We start from the raw sequence: 15,842 nt of genomic DNA on the forward strand, positions 1-15,842 counted from the left end.
ACAACGACGCGAATGCGGCCGCCCCCGCTCGCATCGCGGCTGCACGGGCAGCGACGGCCGACTCGGTCACGAGCGCTTGGTCGAGGACGAGGTGACTCAACATGTCTCGTGCCCCGAGGAGGCCGGCGGTGGCGGCCCAGACCGCGTCGAGCTCGGCGGACAGCGGCGCCCCGGGGGCGCCCATTGTCGAGACCGCCACGACACGGGTGACCTGCTGGGGACGCGCGGCCGCCAACGCCAGCGCCACGGCACCCCCCCCATGGAGTGGCCCACCACGGCGTAGTGCTCGCCGCCGAGAGCGTCCATCAGGCCAGCGGCCTGCCCCGTCCACAGCCGGAGCCCACCCCTGGAGCCCGCCGGGATGGGTGTACGGCCGAACCCCGCCTGGTCAGGAGCCACCAGGTGCCAGGACGTGCCCAGCGCCTGTGCCGTCGTTGCCCAGGCTCCGGATCCGGTCACCTGCGGGGCCTGCGTGAACAGGTAGTCGATGCGGCCGAAGCGAGGGACGTGCTGAGACTTCGGGACGGCGAGGACGTAGCCGACGGCGGCTTCCTCCAGCAGACGGCGGAAGCGCCATTCCTGACCGTAGGCGGAATCGGCGGTCACCCAGGCAATCGTCAGCGGTGAGGCGAGTGCCCGCACCACCATGGTCTTGGCCAGTTCGCCCTTGGTGGCGAAGGCCCGGTCTTCGGGGACTTTCGCAGCACGGCAGCGCTGGGAATCGTCGGTCCATGACCGGGGCAGATACAGGTCCCGGTCCACTAGGGCCCGGCCGCGGGCGGTGGCGTAGGCGGCGAAAACCCCGATCTGGCGGTTCTCGGTGCGGCCGGCGGTCCCGGAGTACTGGCGCTGCACGCCCGCGGAAGTGGTGCCCTTCTTGACGAATCCGGTGTCGTCGATGATCAGGACGCCACCGTCGTCTCCGAGCTGTTCGGCAACGTAGGTCTGCAGGTCGTCACGGACGGCGCCGGCATCCCAGACGGCCCTGTTCAACAGTCGCTGGAAGCCGTCGGGGGTGCGATGGCCGACGAACTCGGCCAGTTGCCAGCCGTTCTTGCGGCCGACCGGACTCAGCAGACCACGGATGTAGTCACGCATCCTGCGGCGCAGGTCAGCGTGGCCGAAACGATGTCCGACACGGATGAAGAGCTCGTCGAGTTCCTGGTTCTGAGAAGCATCCGCAAGGTCGTCGATCACGCTGGGAGGCTGCCCGGCGCTCGACCCGGCCACGTGCCGACTCCACTTGCGTGCTGCCGGCCTGGGTCTCGGCGGCGATCGGCGCTAACGTGCACGGCGCCGTGCGGCCGGGGTGGGCATCGGTGCTCTCAGGCCTTGGTGGCTCCGGAGGGCGACCACTCGGCGCTGTCCACCGGCGACCATCCGTCCGGACGCTCGTCGAGGCGGTGGCTGCGCTTGCCCAGACGTTCGCTCAGTACGTACGTCGGAAGGGGGGTGACGAACGCATTGTCGGCCAGGGTGTACTCGGCGGCGAGGCGGCCGATCGCCGGAATGGCAGCGGTGTCGATCCGTCCGTTCTGCAAGTAGACGTCGTCCCGGATGTGGAAGCGCACGACCTTGCCCCAGACGACGTGGTCGTTGACGTCGCCGACCTGCATGATGCGCGCAAGCGTGCATTCCATGGCGATCGGGGAGTCCTTCACACGCGGCACCTCGACCACTTCACAGGCCTCTTTGGTCAGCCCGACCTCTTCGAACTCGTCCTGGGAGCCATCGAACTCGATCGCACTGCGATGCATCTCGTGGGCCTGCGGAAGCGTGACCAGGTTGGTGACGAACTCACCGCTGTCCCGAATGTTGACGAGTGTGTCCTTCAACGTCCCGTCCGACCGTGGCTGCAGGGTCAGGGAAACCATCGGGGGCATCCGGCTCACTACGGTGAAGAACGAGATCGGCGCCAGATTGGCGACACCGGATGTCGACAAGGTGCTCACCCAGCCGATCGCGCGCGGCGTTACCGACCCGATGAGGAGCTTGTACGCGGATCTTGCGTCAAGTTCGTCGCTGTTTATGATCATGTTGATGACCTCTCTGGCATGCACGGCGGCATATCACCGGTGAAGGTGCGGCCGGTGCGGGCCTAGACCGATCAGCGTGGCCAGGGCGCAGCGCGCGCTTGGCCACGGTCGGCGCCGAGCCGACCACCTTCCCTGTCGCCATCAGCCACCAGCGTCACGGTAGGGGCAGGAGTGCCACGCCGTCGCGGAATCAGTTGGCCGCGGAAGGAAAGGACTTAAGGCCCTCGAGTACGTCGCGCCCCTTGGCGGTGTCGGCGTACAGCCGTGCCTCCGTGATCAGTCCGTCGGTCACGGTGAAGAGCAGGAGATGCTCGTTCTCCATCGTGCGGCCGTTCTTCGCTTTCGCTCGGGCCCGTACCGGGACCACCACGTGCGACCCTGCGTCAAGAACTGCATGCAGATCGTAGTTGAAGTACTCATAGTAGTGGTCGTAGAGGTCCTTGTAGAAGGCCGCGAAGCCCTCCCGCCCATGGAACGTCCCGCCGTAGGGCAGTGAGACGGGGAAGTGGAAAACCACGTTCGGCGACATCAGAGCCACCAGGTCGGACGAGTTGTTTTCCTCGAATCCGGTATAGGCGCGACGACAGGCATCAACGATCATCTGGTTGCTCGACATGCTCTCTCCATGCTCAAGACTGAGTGCAATGCGGGGTGAACATGTGTTCACCCATCTGGTCCGTCCCGTGTTGTGCGGCAGCACCCAAAGTCAAAAGGGCGGGGCCGTTCGGCTCGCCAGGCGCACAGCGGGCAGAGACAGGGCTCGAGGCGGTCACCGGGCGGCCTCGCGGGCCGACGGTGCAGAAGTGCGGCCAATGGCCCGCTGATAGCTAAGTCTCTCTCTGGAACTCAGAAAGTCAAGGCTGAGTTCCACATGGAAACCCTGGGGGTATTCTGACGATATGGAGTGGCATGAGCTTGATCTGGACAATTGCAGCGTCGCCGCGACCCTGAGACTGATCGGCGAGCGGTGGACGCTGCTCATTCTGCGCGAGGTCTTCGCCGGTCTTCACCGCTTCGACGAGATCGCGGAGCACCTCGGGGTCTCCCGTCGGGTCCTGACCGAACGCTTGCAGCAACTCGTCGACGCCGGCTTGCTGGAGCGCCGCAACTATCGGGAGGACGGACACCGTGCGCGCCAGGAATACCACCTCACGTCGCCCGCCCACGACCTGCAGTGGGTTCTGGCCGCCCTCCTGCAGTACGGAGACACACATCTCGGCGGCCCGGAGGGCCCGCCGGCACTGCTGAAGCACGCCGGCTGCGGCGGCCAGGTACACGTCGAGCTGCGCTGCTCCTGTGGGCAGAAGGTTTCCGGCTCCGAGGTGAGGCCGCTCACCGGCCCCGGGGCCGTCAGGCTGTCTTCCTGACGGCAACCCGCTCGTCAACGATCGCCCCGCATCCACCGGCCCACGGGCATCACCTGGGTTGCGTGGGACGGCGGAAGTGCGGGGAGAGGCGCCGGATCGAAGTGACTCCACCGGGATTCCAGGCCGTCGGGCTGGCGGAGTGCACGGTGCTCCGGTGCCTGAAGCGCGCCGCCCTTCAACCTGATGAGCAGGTCCCGTGCAATTCCCTGACGCTTCCAGGAGCGGCGGTCTACAGGGACTCCAGGGCTGCCCGCCAGTATCATGCCCCCTCCCGCAAGATCCGCCATCTGGCGGACCAATCTGCAAGGTTCTCACCATTCGTCTGTGGTCGCCCGAATGTCTGCTGTTGAAGAATAAAGGCGCCAGCTTCAATCAAGTGAGGTTGCGGGGTGACTGCAGCGCTTCTCTGCGTTTCCCGACACACCGGCCAGACCGCCATTCGACGCGGAGCTGGCGTGATCGCGGCCTTCTGCGAGGCCACACCGCCGACCAGCGGCGAGGAGTTCATTCGTCGCACGCTCCAGCCATAACGCCGCGATCCGCCGCACATCCAGCCGCCGTCAGACGGGCTTACCAGCAACAAGCATCAGTTGCAGGTCACGTCCGTTGGAGAGGTGTATTGACGGCCACTCGGTGATCTCTTCCTTGAGGCTATGCGGTGAGTTCGGTGGGCAGGACGGTGTCGTGGGTTTCTGACCCGTTCGGGTGGCGGCGGGTCGTCGGCGTCCCAGGACGCGCGGCTCAGCAGCTGCTGCATACCGGCCGGACTGCTGTCACCGGCATGCTCCGCGATCGTCCAGCAGTTCTTCCGCGGCAACTCTGCCAGCAGGCCCAGCACGAAGGCCCGTGCCCTGCGACGCGGCTCGACCCGGGCGAACCGCCTTGCCACCCTCGCCATCAGGTCGTCGAAAACCGGCTGCCACCGGGCAGGGTCTACGCTGTGGCCCACGGCCATCGGCTGATCTTCGTCTGTCCGCACAACCGAAGATGATCACCGGTGGCCACACCCTTTCTACGCCACCCAGCAATACAGGTTCTCGTCTCCCTCGCGGACGGCACGGGCCAGGTTGGCCAAGCCGCTCAGGATCCACACGGCGATCTCGGGGTCGAAGTCCTCGCCGTCTACCGCCCGCTCGGCTACCCACAGCCGGCTGACTTCAGCGAGCCGGTGCCCGACGGCAGTGCACAGGGCATCTCGAAGGGTGCCGGAGACGGCGAGGACGAGCGGACCATCGCCGTTGTCCGAGTCGACAACAGTCTCGGGAACATCATCGTCCAGGACTTCCTCAAAGCTCCGACCGGTGAACATGCCCTCCCACTCGATCAGAGCCTCCTCGACATCGAAGTTGCCGAAGGTCAGGGACTCGAAGACCCCGTCGGGACCACACTCCGCGACAGCAGCGGCAGCTTCCGCGTCCGGTGCCACGAAGAACTTGATGACGATGCTCACCGGCGCATAGTGCCCGTTCCACCGGGCCCGGTCTACCTGCCAGCGGCCAGCAGAAGCCGACCGAGAGGCTGTCCGCCTACAGGCCAAGATCAAGATCTGCAGCTGGAGTACTGGACGATCAACGCTGTGACCTGCGATCGAGCGGTCAACGGTTGTCAGCGTTGACTGTCGTTGCGCGCCCTCGGACGGCCCAGAGACGGCCCAACGCCGGTGCCGTCTTCGTCTCGGACTTTCGCACTGGAGTACCTCGCTACTGGGGGCCCATGGCGCACCCGGCTCAGCAGTACTACAACCCCGACCTGACTGACGAGGAAGAAGGTGCGCTGCTTCGCCGGAACTACCTTCTACTCATGACAGGGCAGGCTGCATTGGGGCTGATCGGCCCGGATCTCCTTGGGCTGGCTGTGGAACCTCGGCAGGGTGAAGTCGTCATCCATGCTGCAATACGTAAAGAGACACCCGAAGTGCTTGAGGATCTGGACGACATAGCCGGCGACCTCGATGGTTTCCTGCAAGGCGGCCCCGAAGCCCGGTCGGCCATCACGCGGCGTGTTCACATCGGCCCGCCCGACGCGACTACCTGGCCAGGCTTCGCTTACGCGCTTCTTTACATCGCCAAGCTATAGAGAAGTAGGTGTCCCCAGTTTGGAAGACTGAGGCTGCGGACCATGCCCCACCTGGGCGGACGTTGACCTGCGGCAAAGCGACCGCGTCACCACTGTTCCCCGTGGGGCCCCGTTCGGCACCGGCTCACGTGGCACGGCTGTGGCACGCGCCTCTCGATGCGAACTATGGGCATGACGATCGCTGAGGTCTGCGGGGCGCGTCAGTCAGTCCCCGGTGGCCGGTGACGGTCATCCGTGGGTGCCGAGGTTGCCGTGCTGCGTTGCTGCAGCATGACGCCGACGGAACCAGATGTCACCCGATCGTGCAGCAGACCCAATTGGTCGGTCGTGGGCGAGCGCGTGGGGTCTTTCGGGCCGGTGGGGCGTTGCCCACCGGCCCGAAGGGCCCTTTGCTCATTCACGTCCCGTCAACGGTGTTGGGGGGCATTGCCCGCAGCTGTCCCCGGCGGAGCCGCTAGCCGTACACCTGCACTTCGTAGAGTGAGTAGCCCCATTGCCCGGACATCTGGCTGCCCTGCATGCGGACGTATCTCGCCTGGCCGCTGACGGGGAGCTTTTCGGTGCCTCCTGAAGAATTGGCCTGGCTGTAGAGGTCGCGCCAGGTGGAGCCGTCCGTGGAGCCCTGCAGCTTGTAGGACTTCGCGTACGACGCCTCCCACAGCAGGTCCACCTCGGAGAGGTTGTAGGTGCTGCCGAGGTCCACCTGGATCCAGCTGTTCGGGTCCTGGCCGGCGCTCCACCGGGTGTTCAGGTCACCGTCGAAGGCCTTGGCGGCCGACTGGCTGTCGCTGGACTGGGACGAGGCGGTCGCGGGCTTCCCCTGTGCCAGGTTGGTTCTCGGGGCGGTCATGGTGAGGTCGACGGTGACGGTCTTGCCGGCCTGGAGCGGCAGGACGCGTGCGATGTTGCCCAGGGGGGAGTTCTGGACGGCGACGCCGTCACCGGTGATCGAGGCGATCCCTGAGCGCTGGATCAGCGTCAGGTTCTGGTTGATCTTCGAGGTGAGTGTCACCTTGGCGGTGCGTGCGGTGGTGTCCCAGGTCAGGTTGTTGATGGTGAACTGGCTCTTGCCGAGCATGCCGGAGATGGAGCCCTTGTTCAGGCCCTTCGGCAGCCCTGGCAGCAGTTCCAGCGTGCCGGGCTTGGTGGCGGCCAGCATTTCCATCATCACGGTGGGCACGGAGTTGACGACGTCCGTGGCGAAGGTGTTGTGGTTGTTGTAGTGGGAGGTCGCCATGCTGCTGTAGTAGTAGTCGTCCTTGGCGAAGCGCAGCAGCTTTGCGCCCACCGAGTCGGGCAGGCCGAGGTCGGCGGCGATCAGAGCTCCGTGCAGCAGGCCGTGTCCGGCGTTCTCGTACGAGCCCTGGTCCTTCTTCTGCAGGAAGGTCTGTGCGGCCTTGAACTGGGCCGGGTTGGTCTCCGGAGTGAGCTCGCGGTAGGGCCAGACCGGCAGCAGGCCGCTGGAGTGGCGGTGCTGGTAGTTGTTCTTGTTCTCCAGGTCGGGCCATGCCCATTCGGCCAGCGCGCCGTCGTTGTTGATCAGGTAGGGCGGCAGGTGGTCCAGCTTCTCCTGCCAGACCGGGATCTTGTCGGCGTCGCGGCCGAGGGCCTTCGCGGTCTGGATGAGCGTGGTCAGTGCGAACTTGGCGCCGGAGATGTCGTAGACGGAGTTGACGGCGAGCGGTACTCCGCCCGGCGGGGTGTTCTCCGGTGAGATGGAGCCGGCGAGGATGTAGTTGCCGTTGCTGTCCTTCTTGGTGAGGAAGTCCTCGTAGAAGTCGCCCATGTCGCGGATCAGCGGGTAGTACTTGTCGGCCAGGAACGTGGTGTCCCCGGTGACCTGGTAGTACTCCCAGAACGGTTCGAGCAGCCAGGACTCCCCGCCTGTCACGTACTGGTAGGGGTAGTCGAAGTTGATGTTGGAGATCAGGCCCTCTCCGTTGGGGGTGTTGCCGCCGGTGAGCATGCCGCGGGTGCCGAGGAGCTTCTTGGCGTTGGTCTCGAAGTCCTTTTGCCATTGCTGGTTGAGCCAGAAGTACCCTGCCATGGCCTCCGGCATGTTGCCGATGTTGCCGCTGGAGATCTGCAGGTTGAGGTTGGCGTCCAGGTGGTAGTAGCCGTCCCAGCCGACGTTGCTGTCGCCTGTCCAGTTGCCGAGCAGGTCCGGGGCCTGGGTGGGGCCGCTGGAGCCGAGCAGGTGGTAGCGGCCGGCGTAGAACATCCGCTCGTAGAGCGCGGGGATCGGTGTCGAGGAGGTCTTCTGTTCGGTGAGGAGCTGCTCGGTGGGCTTCGCGCGGTCGGCGGGGGAGGCGCCGAAGTCGATCGAGACCCGGCCGAAGATCGAACTGTGTGCGCTGGTGTGCCGGTTGAGGAGCGTCTGGTAGTCGGTGGTGAGGCCGGCGAGCTTTTGCTGGAGCAGGTTCTTGCTCCACTCCTGCTCGGCCGGGACGCCCCCGTTGTATGTGCCGTTGTAGCGCTGCGTCAGTGACAGCAGCAGTACGTAGCCGGCGTTCGATACGGTCACCTGGCCGTTGCTCAGGGTCTTGGTGCCGTCGGTGACGATGCGGGTGACGCCCTCGTAGCCGGCGTTGTAGCTGCCGCTGGGGTACTTGGCCCTCAGGTTCAGATAGTCGGTGGTGGAGTTGTTGGTGTAGGTGACGCCCTTGTTGAGGAGGTTCATGCCCGGGTCGATGGACAGGCCCAGGGTCATGGTCTCCTTCTGGCCCGCGGGCGCGGCCTGGTACTGGACGGTGGCGCCGTCGGCGCGGGAGACGAAGGTGTCCCGCTCCCACGAGCCCTTGCTGTCCGCCCAGTTGACCTTCACCACGCCTTGCGCGTAGTCGGTGGAGCGGACGTAGTTGCTGATCGTTCCGGCGTCCGGCATTGCGACGGTCATTTTGTAGCCGGGGTGCTTGCTGCCCTCGCCGCCGCCCTGGTAGCCCTGCACATCGGCGGCGAGCTGGTTGGCCTGCTGGTACTGACCGGAGATCAGCTGGTCGCGGATCTTGTTGATGTTGTCCTGGCTGACGGTGTTGAAGGTGCGGTGCGGTCGGGCTTCCGTCCGCGCCATGAAGAAGTCCTTGTCGTCGAAGACGACGGTGTCGTTGCGCGGGTTGCCGAAGACGATGGCGCCTTGCTTGCCGTTGCCGGCCAGTAGCCCGTCCTGCCAGTTGCCGTATGTCGTCGGGTAGGTCGTGGACGGCGCGACGGTCGGTGAGCCGGCGGAGGGGTTGCCGCTGCTGTCGGTGCCGTAGACCGCGAATTCCCACAGGGAGTAGCCGTACTGCGTGGCGGGAGTGATGCCCTGCATCCGCACGTAGTGCGCGGTCTTGTTGACGGTGACGGTCTCGGTTCCACCGTTGCCGGTCGTGGTGGAGTAGGCGTCGGTCCAGTGGGCCGAGTCGTCGGACGTCTGGACTCTGTATGCCTTCGCGTAGGCGGCCTCCCAGGTCAGTGTCACGGACGAGACCGTGTACTCGCCGGCGAGGTCGATGTGTATCCAAGCGTTGGGGTCGTTGCTGTGGTCGCTGGACCAGCGGGTGCCGGTGTTGCCGTCGACGGCGTTGGACGCGACGTAGGTGCCGTCCTGGTAGGACGCGACGGCGCGGGCGCCTGGATTGCGGGCGAGGTTGACGGGGGAGTCGGCTGCGCTCGGCGGGGACGCCTGCAAGGCCATGGTGAGCAGGAGGAAGAGGGTCACGGCGGCGCCGAGCAGCGTTCGTGCCGTGCGTCGTGGTGTGGGGGTGTCGATGGGGATCATCGGTGTAGTGCCCCTCTGGTGCCGTTGGCGGTGACGCGCAGGGACGAGATGGCGTCGTTGTTGCCCGTGGTGGTCAGGTTCGGGGCGTCGCTGGTGAAGTTCCAGGCGGTGCCGGAGAAGCCCGCGTCGGCGTAGCCGGTCACGGTCCAGCCGGCCGGGACGCGGATCGAGGAGATGGAGTCGTTGGCGATGCCCTTGGCCTGGAGTGCCGGCAGGTCGTAGGTGCCCGGCGGGAAGGCGGCCGAGGTGCCGCTGTAGTTGGCGTCGCCGTAGACGGTGGCGCTGCTGGTTCCGTTGCCGTCGGCGGGGGTGCCGTAGATCTCGAATTCGTAGAGCGAGTAGCCGTATCCGGTTGCGGGAGTGATGCCTTGCATGCGTACGTAGCGGGCGTTCCTGCCGATGTTCACCGTTTCGGTGCCGCCCTGGCCGTTGGTGGTGGAATAGGCGTCGGTCCAGGTGGACGCGTTGTCCGAGACCTGGATCCTGTAGGCCTTGCCGTAGGCGGCTTCCCAGTTGAGGACCGCGGTGGATACCGCGAACTGGGCGCCGAGGTCGACGGTGATCCAGGCGTTGGGGTCGTTGCTGTGGTCGCTCGACCAGCGCGAGGATCCGTTGCCGTCGATGGCGTTGGAGGCCAGGTAGCCGCCGTCCTGGTAGGAGGCGACCGCTGTGGCGTTGGCGCCGAGCGAGAGGTTCACCGGGGTGCCGGTCGGCGGGGGCGGCGGGGTGGGCACGGTCTGGCCGGCCGGGGGCCACAGCGTGAGGGAGTTGCTGCCGTTGTGTGCGGCGGCGAACGGGCCGGCCATGGTGTTGGTGGTGCTGACCTGCTGGCCGAAGAAGTCCGTCGTGACGTCGGCCTGGATGCTCTGGTTGGCCAGAGGCATGGTGCCGACCCTGGCCTGGGTGACCGGGGTGTTGCCGCGGATGCCGGAGGTGTCCAGGTCGAAGTTCAGCGACATTCGGGTGTTCGTGGCCGTGTAGGTCACGTTGGAGATCGCGCCGGTGGAATTGCCCTCCTTGACCTGGGTCTTGCCGGTGGCGTTGTCCGGCAGTGTCGAGCCCTGGACGAGGTTGTTGTACCAGAAGAATTTCTGGGGCGAGGTGAGCGCGGTGGTCTGGTTCATCGTGCCCGGCTGGAAGTAGTACGCGTCCCGGCCGCTGCCGTCGGAGTGGATGTTCGCGTTGTTGAGGAAGAGGTTGTTGGCGAAGACGATGCCGGTGGCGTCCAGGGTCCGGATGTCGCTGTTGCCGATGAAGACGTTGTTGTCCACCAGGATGGGGCCGAAGACGGCTTCGGCGTAGTAGCCCCAGGGGCTGTTCATCACGATGTTGCCGGTGATGCGGACGTTCTGGTTGCCCCAGTCGGTCCAGATGCCGGCCGAGTTGCCGCCCTTGGAGTTCTTGACGTAATTGCCCTTGATCAGGCCCTCGTTCATGTAGTGGACCTTGATCGGGGCGGTCTCCGCGCCGCTGAACTCATTGCGGTAGTTGGTGTCCTCGATCATGTTGTAGAGGATTTGCGAGTGCCAGGAGAAGACCCCCGCTATGCCCGACTGGCCGCATTTGGCGATGTAGTTGTTGCGTACGATGTGCGAGCCGTACGCGCTGGTGTTGTGGAAGTCCGTTCGCGGTGTGCCGGGGCGGTTTCCGGCCCAGGTGTCGTTGCTCAGGCCGATGTCGATGCCGATGGTCCTGGCGTTGACGACGATGTTGTTCTCGATGATCCACTTCAGTCCGCCGTAGACGCTGATCGCTCCGGCTTGTCGGCGGTCGGGACTGTCGGGGAAGTCCGAGTACGTGTTGGCCGCGTGCTTGATCGTGAAGCCGTTGACGGTGAGGTAGCCGAGTCCCCACACATCGGGGGCGAAGACCTGGCGGCGGACGTTGATCTCGGCGAGGCGGGCGTTGGGGTCTGCGCCGTTGAAGTTGGCCCAGATGGTGGTGCTGGACGGACCGGCCTCGGAGTACCAGGTGTTGGCCGAGCTCTGCACGGAGCTGAGTGAGGGCTTCTCGTAGTACGCGGTCTCGTCCAGATAGACGTCTCCCGCGGTGTAGCCGGCGAAGGTTCCCCCGCCGCCGCCGTTCGGCTGTCCCTGGGCGTACGGGTTCCAGTCGCCGAAGGAGCTGTTGGGCAGCGTGACGCTCCAGACGTTACCGCTGGCGCGGGTCCACGAGTTGATCTCTTCGGAGCCCTTGATGGTCACCGCGCCGTCGGCGGCGTTGGTGTACGTGATGCGGTGCTGCTCGTCGGTGCCGCCGCGTGCGGGCTTGACCGTTTCGCGGTACAGCCCGGCGTGCACCATCACGGTGTCGCCGGGCTGTGCCACCTGGGCGGCGCGGTTGATCGTCAGGTAGGGGGAGGCCTGGGTGCCGGCGTTGGCGTCGTTGCCGTTCTTGGCGACGTGGATGGTGCGCGGGGCGTCCGCCGCGTGAGCGGGGGCGGCCGTCGGCGCGGTCAGCACGGCGAGTGCGGCGGCGACCGCGGCGCACGCCGTGCGGAGGGCGGCGGCCAGAAGTGAGGATCGGCGGCCGCGGCCGGGTGCGGTCGCGCGCGGCGGGCTCATGGGGTGTCTCATCGGGCTCCTTCGAGAGGGGGGAGGGGCGCCGTGGAGGTCGGGTGTGCGTGCAGGCCTCAAGGGCTCGAGGCCTAGTTTCTTAATTAATCTATGAAAGCGCGGGCGCGTCGTGGTCCGCACTTTGCCAGCGGTCGAGCAACGTACCCGCGCACCGGCACGGCATCAATACATCGGACCAAAGTGGCCGTCGGCGAACCGAGTTCGAGCCGGCTACAGGGATGCCCGCGGGTCAGCAGGCCGGGTCGCGGGGCGTCATGGATCAGGCGCGGGCGGACAGTTCGGGGCCGTGGCCCGGGGCCACCGAACCCTGGAGCACCAGCGCCGCGCCGCCGATGGCCGCCGCGTCCCGCGGGTTGCTCGACAAGTCCACCCGCACGCTGTGCACGTCACGGGTGTACGAGTGCTCCGCGAGCCGGCGCCTGACCTCGCTGACGTAGATCGACCCGGCGACCACGAAACCCGGCCCGGCCAGCACCAACGTGTCCAGGTCCCACAGGTTCGCCAGTGTCACCGCGCCCTCCGCGAGCAGCGCCGCCGACTCGTCGACCAGCGCGCGGGCCTGCGCGTCGCCGTAGAGCGCGGCGCGTGCCAGAGTGTCGAAGGCCCGGGCGTCCGGGGTGTCGGGGGTGATCCGCAGCCGGTCCGTGAGCCCTGGCACCGCATGGGCCCGGCGTACCACGGCGCGTGGTGCCGCGTACATCTCCAGGCAGCCGCGGTTGCCGCACGGGCAGGGCTCGCCGTCGCGGATCACGGCCACATGTCCGATCTTTCCCGCGTTGGAGCTGGAGCCGCGATGCAGGGAACCGTCCAGGACGACGCCCGAGCCGATGCCGGAATTCATGTACAGGCAGCCGAAGGTGCGGTCGCGGGAGATCTGCCGGCTCCAGAACTCGCCGACCGTCGCGGCCGCCGCGTCGCTGTCCACCAGCACGGGGATGTCGAGACGGGCGGCCAGCGCGTCGGCGAGGTCGAGGCCCGCCCACTGCGGCAGGCCCGGCGGGGCGAGAAAGCCGCCGCGCGCCAGGTCCACGGGCCCGGGGCCGACCACGGCGAGTCCGGCGACGCTCTGTCTGTCGAGGCCAAGTCCCTCGGTCACGTCCTGGTAGAGGGCGGCGAGTTGCTCGACGGTGTCCTCGGTGCCGCCGGAGCCGGTCCCGTTGGGTTTCGCACCGAGCCGGGAGCCAGGGCCGTCGGGCTGTGAATCGCGCATGGCGGCGGCCGCGCCCGGGCCCGCGATGAGGGAGCGGCCCACCGTGCCGCCGCGGGTGTCGGTGACCACGCAGGTCAGCGCGTCGGAGCCGACGTGGATGCCGACGCCGTAGGCCGCTCGCGAGTTGATGATCAGCATGGTGCGCGGCTTGCCCCCGGTGGCCACTGTGTCGCCGGTCTCGCGCACCACCCCGTCGTCGATCAGCCGTCGCACGATGGTGGAGATCGTCGGCTGCGTCAGCCCCGTCGCGTCGACCAGTTCCACTCGGCTGATCGGCCCGGACGATCGGATGAGGTCGACGATGAGTGCGCGGCTGCCGGGTCCCGCTGCCGTGGACTCCCGTCGGGCCATCCTCGTCCGCCTTCCGCTTCGCCGTACGCTGTCGTACGACTACGTCAAAGCACGAGGTTAGACGAGACCCGCAAGGGGAGGCCGCCATGTTTGCGACGAGCGACGGGGTCCGTCCGCGACCTGGCACTCCGGTCGGCCTTGCCCTGGTGCGGGATGCCGAGGTGCTGGGGGCGGAGCCGTTCTTCCACGATTTCATCGCCGGCATGGAGAGCGTCCTGGTGCCGCTCGGGGTGCCGGTGCTGCTTCAGGTGGTTGCCACGGTGGCGCAGGCCTCGGAGCGGATGCGGGCCTGGGCGCGGCTGGGCCAGGTGCAGGGCGTGATTTTGATCGACCTGTTGCCGGGTGACGAGCGGGTCGCACTGGTCAAGGAACTGGGGATGCCGGCCGTGGTGATCGGTGACCCGGTGACCGCGGGCGGGCTGCCGGCCGTGTGGACGCAGGACGATGTGGCGATGCAGGACGTGGTGGACAAGCTCGTCGCCGCAGGGCATGCGCACGTGGGCCACGTTGCGGGTCCGGCGGAGATGGCGCACACGATCATTCGTCGGCGTACGTTCCTGGATGCGGCCCACGGGCACGGGGTGCGCACCACGACCTTCGAGGGTGACTACTCGGAAGCCGCGGGTGTGCGGGCGCTGTCCGCGCTGTGCGCGCTGGAGGACCGGCCGACCGCGTTGGTCTTCGACAACGACGTGATGGCGCTGGGCGCTTTGCACGAGGCGGACCGGCTCGGGCTGGCAGTGCCGGCCGACTTGTCGCTGGTCGCCTGGGACGACTCCGCTCTGTGTCAGCTTGCGGCTCCGCCGCTCGGCGCGGTCAGTCACGACGTCCAGGAGTTGGGGGAGTTGGCCGGTCGCATCCTGGCGGGCGCGCTGGTCGCCGCCCCTGCCGCCACGGTCAACGCCCCGCCGGCCCGGCTGGTGATGCGCGGCAGCGTCTGAGGACTGCCGGCCGGCCCGTGCAGGGGGTTCCCGGGTGACGCGGCATCCTCCTGACACCGTGTGTGCCGCATGGTGCAACTGCGCTCACACACGCGCCTGTTGGGCTTTCATAGATTACTAATCTTTCTTATTGACTTCCGGTGGCGGCTCGTGGACGCTGTGTCGCGTTCGAAGCCGTCTCAAGCAAAGGAAGCTCTATGGACCACCGCACCAGGCCCTGGGCCGTGCGCGTCATGGCCGGGTCCGTCGTCAGCGCCCTCGCCCTCACCCTGGGCGGTTGCGGCACGAGCGGCGACTCGGTGAGCGGCACCGGTGCCGGCAACTCGATCGACGTCGTCACCCGCTGGTCCGCGGGCAACACCGCGGCCGCGGCCCAGGACCGCGTCTTCAAGGCCTTCACCAAGGAGACCGGCGTCAAGGTCAACGCCACCGACGGCCTGGAGACCATCGACGACCAGGTCGAGAACGCCGTCGCGGCCGGCAAGTCCCCCGACGTGGTGATCGTCAACCTCTACGACAAGACGCTCGGCTGGCACGACGCCGGCGTCACCGTCCCGGTCGACAACTACCTCAAGGAGTGGGGCCTGGCCGACAAGATGAAGCCCAGCGCCCTCGACGAGTGGCGGGTCGGCGGCAAACCCGACGGCACACTCCAAGGGCTGCCGTTCTCCGGCTTCAGCTGGCCCGTCTGGTACAACACCGACCTGCTCAAGACCGCCGGCGTGGATACGATCCCGACCACCACCGACGAGCTGATCGCCGCCTCCAAGAAGCTGCGCGCCGCCCACATCCAGCCCCTCACGGTCGGCGGCAACGACTGGACCGGGCAGAAGCTCTTCTACCAGATCGCGCAGTCCTACACCGACGCCGCGACCATGGAAAAGGTCATGCAGAGCGGCGGCTACTGCGCCACCCCGTCCGTGATGCAGGGCATCAAGCTCTTCACCCAGCTGCGTGACGGTGGCGTCTTCGCCGACAACGCGGCCGGCCTGAACGCCGACGCGATGTACGCGGCGTACTACTCCGGCAAGGCCGCCATGATGTCCGCGGGCTCCTGGGCCTACACCGACGCCAAGAAGTCGGGCACCGGCGTCGAGAGCCACACCACGCTCGCCGGCCTGCCGCTTGCCTCAGGCTCGGTCTCCAAGAAGCCCACCGCCTTCCAGGGCTTCACCGGCGTCGGTTTCATGATCACCAAGCGTGGCGCGTCGAAGGACCGTATCGACAACGTGCGCAAGTTCATCACCTCCTTCTACAAGGACGCGACCGTCGGCGACTTCGTGAAAGACGCCGGCATCCTGCCGCCCACCGACGGCGACTTCTCGCAGTACGCCACCGACCCGCTGCTCTCGCAGTCGCTCAAGCTCGACGCGACGGTGGACTACGCGGTGCTGCCCGACGTGTGGATCGGCTCCGCGTCCGACCCGATCATCCAGGTCCTCACCGGGGCGTACGGCAAGTCCTCCGCCGACACCATCTGCAAGGGTCTCGACGACGCCACCGCCGGCGCCAGGAGCTGACGACG

Annotated in this window: 11 protein-coding genes and 1 pseudogene; 4 read left to right on the forward strand and 8 right to left on the reverse strand. The window is 67.0% G+C overall.

Annotated elements, in window-relative coordinates:
* Positions 1–96 precede the first annotated feature (96 nt).
* From ACIP9H_RS40060 to ACIP9H_RS40070, 3 genes are all read right to left on the reverse strand, one after another.
* Positions 97–1,197 (reverse strand): IS701 family transposase, encoded by a 1,101-nt coding sequence (locus ACIP9H_RS40060; protein ID WP_401597702.1) that lies wholly within the window; start codon positions 1,195–1,197, stop codon positions 97–99.
* A 128-nt stretch (positions 1,198–1,325) separates the two neighbouring features.
* Entirely contained in the window at positions 1,326–2,036 is a 711-nt protein-coding gene (locus ACIP9H_RS40065; RefSeq protein ID WP_401963876.1) for a flavin reductase family protein, read from the reverse strand.
* Positions 2,037–2,226: 190 nt separating this feature from the next.
* Positions 2,227–2,652, reverse strand: a complete 426-nt coding sequence (locus tag ACIP9H_RS40070) for a nuclear transport factor 2 family protein (RefSeq protein WP_401597697.1) — start codon at positions 2,650–2,652, stop codon at positions 2,227–2,229.
* A gap of 283 nt (positions 2,653–2,935) precedes the next feature.
* Between ACIP9H_RS40070 and ACIP9H_RS40075 the strand changes: the two genes are divergently transcribed.
* Positions 2,936–3,403 carry a winged helix-turn-helix transcriptional regulator gene (locus ACIP9H_RS40075; RefSeq protein ID WP_401597695.1) on the forward strand — a complete coding sequence of 156 codons (468 nt, stop codon included), beginning with the start codon at positions 2,936–2,938 and terminating at the stop codon, positions 3,401–3,403.
* A gap of 718 nt (positions 3,404–4,121) precedes the next feature.
* Here ACIP9H_RS40075 and ACIP9H_RS40080 read toward each other — a convergent pair.
* Together ACIP9H_RS40080 and ACIP9H_RS40085 are read right to left on the reverse strand one after the other, a co-directional pair.
* Positions 4,122–4,301 (reverse strand): annotated as a pseudogene (locus tag ACIP9H_RS40080) (IS701 family transposase); the annotation flags it as partial.
* Positions 4,302–4,415: 114 nt separating this feature from the next.
* Positions 4,416–4,853, reverse strand: coding sequence for a hypothetical protein (locus ACIP9H_RS40085; protein ID WP_401963879.1), 438 nt, complete (start codon positions 4,851–4,853; stop codon positions 4,416–4,418).
* Positions 4,854–5,116: 263 nt separating this feature from the next.
* Between ACIP9H_RS40085 and ACIP9H_RS40090 the strand changes: the two genes are divergently transcribed.
* Positions 5,117–5,479 (forward strand): hypothetical protein, encoded by a 363-nt coding sequence (locus ACIP9H_RS40090; RefSeq protein ID WP_401963881.1) that lies wholly within the window; start codon positions 5,117–5,119, stop codon positions 5,477–5,479.
* Between the two features lie 454 nt (positions 5,480–5,933).
* Here ACIP9H_RS40090 and ACIP9H_RS40095 read toward each other — a convergent pair whose 3' ends face one another.
* The 3 genes from ACIP9H_RS40095 to ACIP9H_RS40105 form a co-directional block, all read right to left on the reverse strand.
* Entirely contained in the window at positions 5,934–9,239 is a 3,306-nt protein-coding gene (locus ACIP9H_RS40095; protein ID WP_401597619.1) for a glycosyl hydrolase family 95 catalytic domain-containing protein, read from the reverse strand.
* Positions 9,236–11,815: a discoidin domain-containing protein gene (locus tag ACIP9H_RS40100; RefSeq protein ID WP_401597621.1), complete on the reverse strand. Its 2,580-nt coding sequence runs from the start codon at positions 11,813–11,815 to the stop codon at positions 9,236–9,238. Before ACIP9H_RS40100 ends, ACIP9H_RS40095 begins: the two co-directional genes overlap by 4 nt.
* Positions 11,816–12,074: 259 nt before the next feature.
* Positions 12,075–13,376 carry an ROK family protein gene (locus ACIP9H_RS40105; RefSeq protein WP_401597624.1) on the reverse strand — a complete coding sequence of 434 codons (1,302 nt, stop codon included), beginning with the start codon at positions 13,374–13,376 and terminating at the stop codon, positions 12,075–12,077.
* An 86-nt stretch (positions 13,377–13,462) separates the two neighbouring features.
* Here ACIP9H_RS40105 and ACIP9H_RS40110 point away from each other — a divergent pair, with 86 nt between their 5' ends.
* The gene (locus ACIP9H_RS40110) at positions 13,463–14,317 is read left to right on the forward strand and encodes a LacI family DNA-binding transcriptional regulator (RefSeq protein WP_401597626.1); all 855 of its coding nucleotides are present in this window, start codon (positions 13,463–13,465) and stop codon (positions 14,315–14,317) included.
* 197 nt (positions 14,318–14,514) lie between these two features.
* Positions 14,515–15,837 carry an ABC transporter substrate-binding protein gene (locus ACIP9H_RS40115; protein ID WP_401597629.1) on the forward strand — a complete coding sequence of 441 codons (1,323 nt, stop codon included), beginning with the start codon at positions 14,515–14,517 and terminating at the stop codon, positions 15,835–15,837.
* Positions 15,838–15,842: the final 5 nt, after the last annotated feature.

This window comes from Streptomyces sp. NPDC088732, assembly GCF_044751205.1.
GTDB lineage: Bacteria > Actinomycetota > Actinomycetes > Streptomycetales > Streptomycetaceae > Actinacidiphila.

What these genes read in the sequence shown, in the direction of transcription:
- ACIP9H_RS40065 (WP_401963876.1), bottom strand. Translation starts at nt 2,036, where the DNA reads ATGATCATAAACAGCGACGAACTTGACGCAAGATCCGCGTACAAGCTC.
- ACIP9H_RS40070 (WP_401597697.1), bottom strand. Translation starts at nt 2,652, where the DNA reads ATGTCGAGCAACCAGATGATCGTTGATGCCTGTCGTCGCGCCTATACC.
- ACIP9H_RS40075 (WP_401597695.1), top strand. Translation starts at nt 2,936, where the DNA reads ATGGAGTGGCATGAGCTTGATCTGGACAATTGCAGCGTCGCCGCGACC.
- ACIP9H_RS40090 (WP_401963881.1), top strand. Translation starts at nt 5,117, where the DNA reads ATGGCGCACCCGGCTCAGCAGTACTACAACCCCGACCTGACTGACGAG.
- ACIP9H_RS40095 (WP_401597619.1), bottom strand. Translation starts at nt 9,239, where the DNA reads ATGATCCCCATCGACACCCCCACACCACGACGCACGGCACGAACGCTG.
- ACIP9H_RS40100 (WP_401597621.1), bottom strand. Translation starts at nt 11,815, where the DNA reads ATGAGACACCCCATGAGCCCGCCGCGCGCGACCGCACCCGGCCGCGGC.
- ACIP9H_RS40105 (WP_401597624.1), bottom strand. Translation starts at nt 13,376, where the DNA reads ATGGCCCGACGGGAGTCCACGGCAGCGGGACCCGGCAGCCGCGCACTC.
- ACIP9H_RS40110 (WP_401597626.1), top strand. Translation starts at nt 13,463, where the DNA reads ATGTTTGCGACGAGCGACGGGGTCCGTCCGCGACCTGGCACTCCGGTC.
- ACIP9H_RS40115 (WP_401597629.1), top strand. Translation starts at nt 14,515, where the DNA reads ATGGACCACCGCACCAGGCCCTGGGCCGTGCGCGTCATGGCCGGGTCC.